This window comes from Amycolatopsis arida, from assembly GCF_900115565.1.
Taxonomy (GTDB): domain Bacteria; phylum Actinomycetota; class Actinomycetes; order Mycobacteriales; family Pseudonocardiaceae; genus Yuhushiella; species Yuhushiella arida.
In genome coordinates, this window is the sequence record NZ_FOWW01000010.1 from 214,033 (window position 1) to 225,037 (window position 11,005).

Annotated in this window: 9 protein-coding genes; 5 read left to right on the top strand and 4 right to left on the bottom strand. The window is 73.7% G+C overall.

Annotation, left to right across the window (positions count from 1 at the left end):
• Nucleotides 1-199 precede the first annotated feature (199 nt).
• Nucleotides 200-1,981, bottom strand: a complete 1,782-nt coding sequence (locus BM051_RS24500; protein WP_243859785.1) for a DEAD/DEAH box helicase — start codon at nt 1,979-1,981, stop codon at nt 200-202.
• A 264-nt stretch (nt 1,982-2,245) separates the two neighbouring features.
• Here BM051_RS24500 and BM051_RS24505 point away from each other — a divergent pair, with 264 nt between their 5' ends.
• Nucleotides 2,246-3,493 (top strand): YihY/virulence factor BrkB family protein, encoded by a 1,248-nt coding sequence (locus BM051_RS24505; protein ID WP_092535069.1) that lies wholly within the window; start codon nt 2,246-2,248, stop codon nt 3,491-3,493.
• 116 nt (nt 3,494-3,609) lie between these two features.
• Here the strand turns inward: BM051_RS24505 and BM051_RS24510 are convergent, their stop codons facing one another.
• Nucleotides 3,610-3,855 carry a DUF3039 domain-containing protein gene (locus BM051_RS24510; protein ID WP_092535072.1) on the bottom strand — a complete coding sequence of 82 codons (246 nt, stop codon included), beginning with the start codon at nt 3,853-3,855 and terminating at the stop codon, nt 3,610-3,612.
• A gap of 82 nt (nt 3,856-3,937) precedes the next feature.
• Between BM051_RS24510 and BM051_RS24515 the strand changes: the two genes are divergently transcribed.
• Together BM051_RS24515 and BM051_RS24520 are read left to right on the top strand one after the other, a co-directional pair.
• Nucleotides 3,938-4,954, top strand: a complete 1,017-nt coding sequence (locus BM051_RS24515) for a pseudouridine-5'-phosphate glycosidase (RefSeq protein ID WP_177216999.1) — start codon at nt 3,938-3,940, stop codon at nt 4,952-4,954.
• Nucleotides 4,951-5,853, top strand: a complete 903-nt coding sequence (locus BM051_RS24520; protein ID WP_243859787.1) for a carbohydrate kinase family protein — start codon at nt 4,951-4,953, stop codon at nt 5,851-5,853. The genes BM051_RS24515 and BM051_RS24520 overlap by 4 nt, the downstream gene beginning before the upstream one ends.
• Here BM051_RS24520 and BM051_RS24525 read toward each other — a convergent pair.
• Both BM051_RS24525 and BM051_RS24530 read right to left on the bottom strand, forming a co-directional pair.
• Nucleotides 5,850-6,164, bottom strand: coding sequence for a DUF3099 domain-containing protein (locus BM051_RS24525; protein WP_092535174.1), 315 nt, complete (start codon nt 6,162-6,164; stop codon nt 5,850-5,852). The genes BM051_RS24520 and BM051_RS24525 overlap by 4 nt on opposite strands.
• 39 nt (nt 6,165-6,203) lie before the next feature.
• Nucleotides 6,204-7,478: an amidohydrolase gene (locus tag BM051_RS24530; protein ID WP_092535075.1), complete on the bottom strand. Its 1,275-nt coding sequence runs from the start codon at nt 7,476-7,478 to the stop codon at nt 6,204-6,206.
• Between the two features lie 175 nt (nt 7,479-7,653).
• On the opposite strand from BM051_RS24530, the gene BM051_RS24535 reads away from it, so the two are divergent.
• Together BM051_RS24535 and BM051_RS30395 are read left to right on the top strand one after the other, a co-directional pair.
• Nucleotides 7,654-8,040, top strand: a complete 387-nt coding sequence (locus BM051_RS24535; protein WP_092535078.1) for a hypothetical protein — start codon at nt 7,654-7,656, stop codon at nt 8,038-8,040.
• A partial coding sequence (locus tag BM051_RS30395; protein ID WP_177217000.1) for a caspase, EACC1-associated type occupies nt 8,015-11,005 on the top strand: 2,991 nt, incomplete at its 3' end. The genes BM051_RS24535 and BM051_RS30395, both read left to right, overlap by 26 nt.

An 11,005-nucleotide genomic window follows, 5' to 3' on the forward strand; every position in this document is an offset into this window, starting at 1 on the left:
TCCGCCTCACGGAAGGGAACCTGAATCGATCCAGGTAACTGTGTCGGAAACGTTTCGGCAACAAAGATCACCAGCGCTGACCCGTACCCCTGTGTCCGCGCGCTATGGACGGGTGTCCGCGCCCTGTGACGCGAACACCCGTACGCAGAACGCGGACACACGTGCACGGGCCGCGGACACGCCGGTGTGCCGGGTGGGGTTACCAGGAGCGGAGGGTGGCGATGCGCTCCTCGAGCTGCTCGACGGTGGCCATCGCCGTGGGCGGGCCGCCGCAGACTCGGCGCAGCTCGTTATGGATCACGCCGTGCGGCTTGTTGGTCCGGTGGTGGTACATCCCCACCAGCGCGTTCAGCTCCTTGCGCAGCGCGTGGATCCGCTCCCCCACGCTGCGCGGCCGCGGCGCCTCCTCCTTCTTCCGCTCCTCCGCCGGCTTGCGTCGCTTCGCGTCGGCGAGTTGCTCCTCCTGCCGCTTGCGCAGCAGGGCCCGCACCTGGTCGGGCTCGAGCAGCCCGGGCAACCCCAGGTACTCCTGCTCCTCCTCGCTGCCGGAGAACACCGCCGTGCCGAACGAGTTGCCGTCGTAGATCACCTGGTCCAGCTCGGCCGACGCGCCCAGTGAGGTGAACGCCTTCTCCTCCTGACCCGGCTCGTCCTCGGTGCGGTTGGCCGCGGCGAGCAACTCGTCGTCCCAGCCGGCCTTCTCCCGGTGCGGCGTGCCCAGCACGTGGTCGCGCTCGGCCTCCAGCTGGCTGGCCAGCTCCAACAGCACCGGCACGCTGGGCAGGAACACGCTCGCCGTCTCCCCCGGCCGCCGCGCCCGGACGAACCGGCCGATCGCCTGGGCGAAGAACAGCGGCGTCGACGCGCTGGTGGCGTACACCCCGACCGCCAGCCGGGGCACGTCCACGCCCTCGGACACCATCCGGACGGCCACCAGCCACCGCTGCTCGGACTCGGCGAACTCGGCGATCCGCCTGGTGGCCCTCGGGTCGTCGGAGAGCACCACCGCCGGCGCCTCCCCGCTGATCCGGGCGAGGATCCTGGCGTAGGCCCGCGCCGACTCCTGGTCGGTGGCGATCACCAGCCCGCCGGCGTCCGGCACGCCCCCGCCGCGGATCTGGGTGAGCCGGGTGTCGGCGGCCTGCAGGACGGCCGGGATCCACTCGCCACCGGGGTCCAGCGCGGTGCGCCACGCCCTGGCGGTCTGCTCGGCGGTCAACGGCTCCCCCAGCCGGGCGGTGAACTCCTCCCCCGCGCTGGTCCGCCACGACGCCTCGCCCGAGTACGCCAGGAACACCACCGGCCGGACCACGCCGTCGGCGAGCGCGTCGGCGTAGCCGTAGGTGGAGTCGGCCTTGCTGCGCAGCACGCCCTCGCCGTCGGGCTCGTAGGTCACGAACGGGATGGGCGCGTCGTCGCTGCGGAACGGGGTACCCGTCAGCGCGAGCCTGCGCACGGCCGGCATGAACGCCTCCCGGATCGCCTCGCCCCAGGACTTCGCGTCGCCACCGTGGTGGATCTCGTCCAGGATGACGAGCGTCTTGCGGTTCTCCGTGCGCACCCTGTGCAGGGTCGGATGCGCGGCGACCTGCGCGTAGGTGAGGGCGACGCCCTGGTAGTCGGAGGAGGTCACGCCGGTGGTGTTGCGGAAGTTGGCGTCGATGGCGATCCCGGCGACGGCCGCGGCCTGCGCCCACTGGTGCTTGAGGTGCTCGGTGGGGGTCACGATGGTGACCGCCTCGACCGTGCGGTCGGCGAGCAGCTCGGCGGCCACCCGCAGGCCGAACACCGTCTTGCCGGCGCCCGGCGTCGCGACCGCCAGGAAGTCCTTCGGCCGTCGCGTCAGGTACTTCGTCAGGGCGCGCCGCTGCCAGGCGCGCAGCGGGCGGGCGGTGGCGTCGTGCTGCGGTTCGGGTGCGGAGAACCCGCGCTGGGCGGTCCCGTCAGCCAGCGCGGAACTCCGTTGGGCCGTCTCCGACAAGGATGGTCCAACTCCTCTCGCGGCCATGGGTGCGCACACCCCTCCAGCGGCATGCGAAGGCCCTCACGGGTCGGGGCCGGGCCGGTGGAATCGAACCGAGTCCCATCGAACCGAGTCCACTCGAACCGAGTCCCATCAAGCCGAGGCCCAGGGTGAGGGCGCCGAGCCGAGCCTACCGGCCCGCACCGACAACGGCCGGCCCCGGCGCGCGCGAGATGGAACACGCCGGTGGGGGGCGGCGCACCATCCCCCGGCCGATGGACCATGCTGGGCACTGCGATGAGCGGACCAGCGGCGGGCGGTGCCCCGGACGGTGAGAATGTGCAGCGGTCACCCGCGCGGCGGAACGCGCGCAAGGGCCCGGTGACCCTGCTGCGCCGCACCCTGAGCAAGGCGTGGAGCGGCAACATCTTCTCCGAGTCGGCCGAGGCGGCGTTCTGGCAGACGCTGTCCCTGCCACCGCTGCTGCTCGGCCTGCTCGGCAGCGTCGGCTTCATGGGCGACTGGTTCGGACCGCGGATCGTGCAGGCCATCCACGACCAAATCCTCGGGTTCTCCGACAAGATCTTCAACGACAGCGTGGTCACCCAGATCATCGAGCCGACCGTCGACGACATCCTGACCACCGGGAAGGGCGAGATCGTCTCGGTCGGCTTCCTGATCTCGCTGTGGGCGGGCTCGTCGGCCATGTCGTCGTTCGTCGACGCGATCACCGTCGCGCACGGCCAGTACGGCGTGCGCAACGAGGTGTGGCAGCGGGTCTTCGCGCTGCTGCTGTACCTGGCCGGGCTGGTGTTGGTGGTGATCGGGCTGCCGGTGATCGCGATCGGGCCCGACCTGCTGCCGGAGTTCTTCCCGCCGTCCTGGCAACCGACCATCAGCCTCTGGATCGGCGCGCTCTACTACCCGACGCTCGGGGTGCTCATCGTGCTCGCGCTGGCGACGCTGTACAAGCTGGCGCTGCCCCGCAAGCTGCCATGGCACCGGGGCCTGCCCGGCGCGGCGCTGGCGATGGTGGTCTTCCTGCTCTCCAGCGTGGCCCTGCGGTTCTACATCTCGTGGATCACCACGACCGGCTACACCTACGGCGCGCTGGCGACCCCGATCGCGTTCCTGCTGTTCACGTTCTTCATCGGGCTGGCCATCGTCGGCGGCGCGTACTTCAACAGCGCGATCCAGGAGCTGTGGCCGGCGAGCCCGACCCGGCGACAGCGGCGGAAGTGGCGCCGGCTGGAGATGGAGCGGGCCAACGTGCGGATGCGCGCGGAGGAGGGCCGCCGGCTGTGGGAGCGCACCACCATGCCGCTGCGCCGCCCCCGCCGAGCCGACCCGCGGCGGTCCACCGACTCCCCGGTCGGCGACTCACCGCCCGACGACGCCGCCGCGGAGGAGCGGGAGCCCGAGCCGCACCGGCCGGGCGGGGAGCCGCCCGGCCGGCCGGAGCCGGACCGGTCCGGGGACGACCCGGACCAGCCCGACCGGCGGGCCGAACAGCGCTCGGAGCACCGGTGATCACCGCGACGTGAGTTGGGTCGCGGATGCACGACGAGGTGGCGTGAGCGACGGGTCCGGGCAGCGTGCACCGACCGCCGAGGTGTGACCCGGCGGTCAGCGCACCCGGAGCGCGGTCACTCGCCGCCGGGCGGCAGGCCGTCGAAGATCCGCTTGCACTCCGGGCACACCGGGGAACCCGGCTTCGGCGACTTGGTCACCGGGAACACCTCGCCGCACAGTGCCACCACGTGCGTGCCCATGACCGCGCTCTCGGCGATCTTGTTCTTGCGCACGTAGTGGAACATCTTCGGCGCGTCGTCGTCGGTGGTGTCGGTGCCCTCGGGGCGGGTGTCGACATCGGGCAACGTCTGCGTACTCACCTCTCCATAATGCCCGACCGGACCGCGCCGACAACCAGGCCGGTGCGCCCCCGACCACCGCGATCGGTGAGGATGTGCCCCCGTGACGAGCGCATCCCCGACCCGCCGCGACCGGCTGGCGGTCGCCGCCGAGGTGGCCGACGCACTGGCCCTGCGCCACCCCGTGGTGGCGCTGGAGAGCACCCTGCTGTCCCACGGCCTCCCGCCCGGCCGCAACCTCGCCGTGGCGCGGCGGCTGGAGCGGGCCGTGCGAGACGCCGGCGCCGTCCCGGCCACCATCGCCGTGCTCGACGGCCGCGCCATGATCGGCCTCACCCCGGCCGAACTGGACAGGGTGTGTGACCCGGATGCCGGGCTGGCCAAGCTGTCGCTGCGCGACGTCGGCCCCGCGCTCGGCCTCGGCCGGTCGGGTGCGACCACCGTGGCCGGCACGGCCGCGCTCGCCGACGCGGTGGGCATCGGGGTGTTCGCCACCGGCGGGCTCGGCGGCGTGCACCTGCCCGCGCCGGGCGAGCCCGGCACCTGGGACGTGTCCGCCGACCTCGGCGTGCTGGCCCGCACCCCGATCCTCGTGGTGTGCTCCGGGGTGAAGTCGGTGCTGGACATCCCCGCGACCCTGGAGGTGCTGGAGACCCACTCGGTGCCGGTGCTCGGGTACCGCACCGACCACTTCCCCGCGTTCTACCGCCGCTCCTCCGGCCTGCCGGTGCCGCTGCGGGTGGACGACCCCGGTCAGGCGGCGGCAGCGGTGGCCGCGCACCGGGCACTGGCCGGCTCCGGGGTGGTGCTGGCCAACCCGATCCCGCCGGAGGCCGAGCTGGACGCCGCGCTGCACGACCGGCTGCTGACCGAGGGCATGGCGTTGCTGGCCGAACGCGGGGTGCGCGGCTCCGCCGTCACCCCGGTGCTGCTGGAGCACTTCCACACCGCCAGCGGCGGGGCGAGCCTGAACGCCAACGAGGAGCTGGTGGTGGCCAACGCCCGGCTGGCCGCGGAGGTGGCCGTGCGAGGCGCGGCCATGAGCGAGCGTGTGAGCGAACGATTCGACACAGCACCCCCGGGGAACGCCGCCGACGAGCGCGGCGAGGAGGGGGCGTGACCGGCCCGGACGCGCCGGCCGTCGTGGTGGTCGGCGATGCCGGACTGGACGTGGTGGCCCGGCACGACGGCCCGATCGTGCACGGCGGGGACGCCCGCGCCGAGGTGCGGCTCACCGGTGGCGGCGCCGGCGCGAACACCGCGCTGTGGCTGCGCGCGTGCGGGGCGCGACCCACCCTGGTGGCCCGGGTGGGCGACGACACCGGCGGGCGGCTGGTGCGGGCCGAGCTGGAGGCCGCGGGGGTGCGCTGCGCGTTCGCCGTCGACCCGGACGCGGCCACCTGCTGCGTGGTGGTGCTGGTGGACGGCGAGGGGCAGCGCAGCATGCTGCCCGACCGTGGCGCCAACGCGCGGTTCGCCCCGGCCGACGTGGCCCCGGCGGCGCTGGCCGGCGCCGCCCACCTGCACCTGTCGGGTTACGTGCTGCTGGACCCGACCTCGCGCCCCGCCGGGCTGGCGGCGCTGGCCGCCGCCCGCGCCGCGGGGTTGTCCACCTCGGTGGACCCGCAGGCCGCGGCGCTGCTCACCGACCCGGACGCCTTCCTCGCCGACGTGCGCGGGGTGGACCTGCTGCTGCCGAACATCGCCGAGCTGCGCGCGCTCACCGGGCGGTCCGACCCGGCGGCGGCGGGCGACCTGCTGGGCACGGTCGGCGCGGTGGCGGTGACGGCGGGTCCGGCCGGGGCGAGCTGGGTGGACGCGGCGGGGGTCGTCTCGGTGCCGGCGCCCCCGGCGACCTGCGTCGACAGCACCGGCGCGGGCGACGCGTTCGACGCTGGCGTGCTCACCGCGTGGTTGCGCGGCGCCGGGCCCGAGGCGGCGGTGCGGGCGGGTGTGCGGGCCGGCAGCGACGCGGTGCGCCAGGTGGGCGCGCAGCCGGTCCGCTCACCGGGAGGCTAGCCGTCGATCACCCGGTGCTCGACGCGCTCGATCGCCCGCGGCTGGGGCTGGTAGCGGTGGACGTCCTCCCGCTTGCGCGGCGGCCGGTCGTTGGCGATCAGCACCGCGACCCAGGGCAGCGGGATGGACAGCACGATGAGCAGCACCGCCAGCCACCAGGTGTGGTAGAAGATCCCGGCCAGCACCAGGAACGGGAAGCGCAGCCCCATCATGATCATGTACTTGCGCTTGCGCGCGGCGTGCTGGTCGTCGTAGGAGGGCTCGGCGGCGGTGATCAACACCGGCGCGTCCCGCTTGTCCGGACCGCTCACCGACACCACCTCCTGCCTCCATGTTCCCACCGCAGGCGGCTACCCGACACCCGGGGCGGCAAACCGATGCAGCGCCGCGACGACCATCGCCTCCACGCCGGTGCGCAGCGTGGGGTGCGGCACCGGCGCGAACAGCGGCGAGTGGTTGGTCGGCACGTCCCGCTCGAACCGGCCGGCCGCCATCGCCCCCAGCACCTGGTCCGGATCCAACCCGCCGACCAGCCAGTACACCAGCGGCGCGCCCGCCGCCCTGGCCAGCTCGCCAACGTCCTCGCTGCCGGTGACCAGCGGTGCCTCCGTCGCCCGTTCGGCACCGAAGTGCTCGCCGAACACCGCGGCGATCTCCTCCGTGGCCGCGGGGTCGTTGGTGGTGAGCGGGAACCAAGCGGTCTCGGTGATCTCCGGCGGCCGCGGGCTGCCGGCGGCGGTGGCCTCGCCGTGCACGATCCGCTCGATCGCGGCCCGCACCCTGGCGCGCACCGGCTCGTCGAACGTGCGCACGCTCAGCTCGAGCGTGGCGGAGTCGGCGATGACGTTGCCGGCGGTGCCGACGTGCATCGCGCCGACGGTGACCACCGCGGACTCGGTGGCCGCGAGCTCCCGGGAGACGATGGTCTGCAACCGCAGCACCACCGACGACGCCAGCACCGCGGGGTCGACCGTGGTCTCCGGGCGGGAGCCGTGCCCGCCGCGGCCGTGCAGCACGACCCGCAGCGCGTCGGTGGCGGCCATGAGCACGCCGGGCCGGGTGAGCACCCAGCCGGCAGGGCCGGGCACGACGTGCTGGCCGAGCACGACGTCGGGTGCGCCGGCGTGGTCGAACAGCCCGTCCCGCACCATCGCCGCGGCGCCCTCGCCGCGCTCCTCCCCCGGCTGGAACACCACGAGCACGGTGCCCGACCACCGGTCGCGGTGCGCGGCCAGCTGCTGCGCGGCGCCGATCAGCCAGGTGGCGTGCAGGTCGTGCCCGCAGGCATGCATCACCGGTACCTCGCGACCGTCGGCGTCGACGCCGCGGGCCGTGCTGGCGTAGTCGAGCCCGGTCCGCTCCGCCACCGGCAGCGCGTCGATGTCGGCGCGCAGCAGCACGGTCGGCCCCGGGCCGGTGCGCAGCACGCCGAGCACGCCGGTGCCGGCGATGCCGGTGTGCACGGTGTAGCCAGCCCCGGTGAGCAGGTTGGCGAGGACCCCCGCGGTGCGGTGCTCGGCGAAGGACAGCTCGGGGTGGCGGTGCAGGTCGCGGTACAGCCGTTCCAGCGCGGGCACCCGCTCGGCCAACCCGGCCAGCACGGCGCGGCGGTTCTCGACGCTCATCGCCCCATCCGATCACGGCGGCCGGTGCCGGGCACGGCGACTTCGGCGAAACCGCGGAACCGTCGGATCCGGCTGGTATACAGTCAAGGACCGTCCGTGAGGCCGGCCGGGTGGGGCCGGCGGCCGTGCCGAGGGGAATCCCGCTCCGGGAAGGCCCGTGCCGAGGGGATGCGCGATGAGTGAGCTGCTGGTGACGCTGGCCGGCACCCGGGAGACCGGCGCGGAGCTCGACCGGCTCACCACCGCGCTCGGCCGGGAGCTCCGCGCGGTGCCCGGGGTCACCGTGGCCCGGCCCGCGGCGGCGGTGCCGGACGGCGCGAAGTCGGGCAGCGCGGCCGCCATCGGCCAGCTGGCCCTCACCGGCCTGCTCTCGGCCGGCACGATCGCCGCCGTCGCCCAGGTGGTGGTCGCCTACCTCAAGCGCCACGAGGGCCGGTCGGTCACCTGGCAGCGGGGCGACCGGACCATCACCCTCACCGGCCACTCGACCGAGGAGCAGCTCGCCGTCCTGCGGTCGCTGCTGGCGGAGACCGACGATGAGCAGTCCTCGGCCGACGCCTGAGCCGGAGCGGAGCGAGCGGCACGCCCTGCTGGTCGCCAACTCCCGTTACCTCGACGCGAAGCTGCACCGGCTGCGCGCGCCCGCCGAGGACGCCGGCCACCTCAAGGACCTGCTGCTCGACCCGGCCGTCGGCTTCTTCGACACGGTCACCAAGATCGTCGACGGCACCAAGGGCGAGATCGAGGAGCAGCTCGAGGCGCTGTTCCTCGACCGCGAGCCCGGCGACCTGGTGCTGCTCTACGTCTCCACCCACGGGATCAAGAACGACCAGGGCGAGCTGTTCTTCGCCGCCAGCAACACCAAGCTGGCCCTGCCCCGGTCCACCGCGGTGTCCGGCGCGCTGGTGCAGGGTGTGCTGGAGGACTGCAGGGCCAGCACGAAGCTGGTGCTGCTGGACTGCTGCTACAGCGGCGCGTTCACCCGGGGCATGGTGCCGAAGGCGGCCGACGTGCCGGTGGCGCAGCTGGCCGGGCGGGGCACCTGCGTGATCACCGCGACCGACGAGCTGCAGTACGCGTTCGAGGGCGAGCACCAGTACCTCGACCGGGACGTGCACCGGTCGGTGTTCACCTCGGCGGTCATCAAGGGCCTGGAGACCGGCGACGCCGACCTGGACCGGGACGGCGTGGTCACCGGCGACGAGCTGTACCGCTACGTGTTCGCCGAGGTCCGGCGGCAGGGCAAGCAGACCCCCACCCGGCACAACCAGCTCCAGGGCGACTTCACCGTCGCCAGGACCCGGCTCGCGATGGGCCCGCTGCGGCCGGCGGGCAAGCCGGTGGTGGTCACGCTCGACCGGGTGCTGCCGGCCCACGCGGACGGGGAGGCCCCGGTCGAGCGCGTTCCGCTCAGCGCGCCGGTCGGGCAGCTCGCCGAGCCGCTCGGCCACAGCGGCATCGTGCAGCTCGACCTCACCGGCCACGGCGGGCACGTCGCCGTCGTCGGCCAGCTGCACTCGGGCAAGTCGACGTTCCTGCAGACGCTGGTGGTGAGCCTGTCGCTGACGCACTCCGCCGACGAGGCCCTCTTCTTCTGCGTGGACCCCGGCGGCCAGCTCGTCGGGCTCGACCGGCTGCCGCACGTGCGGGCGGTGATCGACTCCGCGGAGCGGGGGCCGCGGCTGTCCAGGATGCTGGCTCACCTCACCAGGACACTGGACGAGCGCCGAATGCTGTTCCGCCAGCGGCGCATCACCTCGGCGGAGAAGTTCCGCGCCGCCCGCAGGGACCCGGACTTCCCCGCCGGCCAGCACGCCGATCTCTTCCTCGTCGTGGACGGCTGGGAGCAGGCCACCCGGGACCACCCCGAGCTCGCCCGTGCCGTGCACACCCTCGCCAGCGCCGGGTTGCACTTCTGCCTGCACGTGCTGGTCACCGCGCGGAGCTGGCGGGAGCTGCCGCCGGACCTGGAACGGCTCCTGCTCGGCCGGGTCGAGCTGCGGCTGAGCGACCCGGCCGAGTCGCGGATCGACCCTGACCTCGCGGCGACGCTACCCCAGCGCTCCGGCGTCGGGCTGCACGACGGCGGGCGGTTCGTCATCGCGGCGCCGGAGGTCGACGGAGCCAGCGGCTACGACCTCGACGAGCTGATGGAACCCGCCGAGGCCACCGCCGAACCGGACTGGATACTCCAGGACGCGCCGCCGGCCCCGGTCGACGAGCCGCCGCGGGTGCCGTCGCTGCCGGAACTGCTCGGCCTTCCCGCGAGCCCGACACCGGAGACCGTCCGGGACGCGTGGCGCCGGCGCCCCGCCGCGCGGCGGTTGTGCGTGCCGTTCGGCGTCGACGAGCGCGGCGAGCCGGTGCGGCTGGACATCAAGGAAGCGGCGATGGAGGGCATGGGTCCGCACGGCCTGTGCATCGGCGCCACCGGTTCCGGTAAGTCCGAGCTCCTCCGCACCCTGGTGCTGGGGATGCTGGCCACCCACTCCCCCGACGAGCTCAACGTGGTGCTGGTCGACTACAAGGGCGGTGCGACCTTCCTCGGGCTGGACGAGGCGCCGCACGTGTCCGCGGTGATCACCAACCTGGCCGACGACGCCGCGCTGGTCGACCGGATGCGGGACGCGCTGTTCGGCGAGATGAACCGCCGCCAGGAGGCGCTGAAGAACGGCGGCAACTTCAAGAACGTCTGGGAGTACGAGAAGGCCAGGGAGAACGGCGCCGACCTCGAGCCGTTGCCGGCGCTGTTCATCGTGGTCGACGAGTTCTCCGAGCTGCTGTCGGCCAAGCCGGACTTCATCGACCTGTTCGTCGCGATCGGCAGGCTGGGCCGCTCGCTGCAGATGCACATGCTGCTGGCCTCGCAGCGCCTCGAGGAGGGCAAGCTGCGCGGGCTGGACTCGCACCTGTCCTACCGGATCGGGTTGAAGACGTTCTCGGCGGCCGAGTCGCGCGCCGCGATCGGTGTACCGGACGCCTTCGAGTTGCCGTCGGTGCCCGGCGGCGGCTATCTGAAGTACGACACCTCCACACTCGTCCGGTTCAAGGCCTCCTACGTCTCCGGGCCGTACCGCCCCGCGGGGATCAAGCAGGCGGCGCCCGGCGCCGCGGTGGTGCGCGCCGACAAGCGGCCCCAGCTGTTCGTGCCCGACTTCGTGGAGCTGCCCGCCGAGCCGGAGCCCGAGCCGGAGGTGGTGGAGCAGCCGGCGCAGCCGGCACAGCCGCAGACCGAGGAGGCGGTCGAGCCCAGCGAGCTGGACGTCATCGTCAACCGGCTGGTCGGCCAGGGGCCACCGGCGCACGAGGTGTGGCTGCCGCCGCTGAACGAGCCCAACTCGCTGGACACGCTGCTGCCGAACCTGAACCCGACGGAGGACCGCGGGCTGTCCCCGGTGGGCTTCTTCGGCAACGCCAAGCTGCAGGTGCCGATCGGCATCGTGGACCGGCCGTACGAGCAGCGGCGGGATCCGTTGTGGGCGGATTTCTCGGGTGCGTCCGGTCATGGTGTGGTGGTGGGTGGTCCG

Bases quoted from the DNA above. Each gene is read 5' to 3' on its own strand.
- BM051_RS24505 (WP_092535069.1), top strand. From the start codon at position 2,246: ATGCTGGGCACTGCGATGAGCGGACCAGCGGCGGGCGGTGCCCCGGAC.
- BM051_RS24530 (WP_092535075.1), bottom strand. From the start codon at position 7,478: ATGAGCGTCGAGAACCGCCGCGCCGTGCTGGCCGGGTTGGCCGAGCGG.
- BM051_RS24535 (WP_092535078.1), top strand. From the start codon at position 7,654: ATGAGTGAGCTGCTGGTGACGCTGGCCGGCACCCGGGAGACCGGCGCG.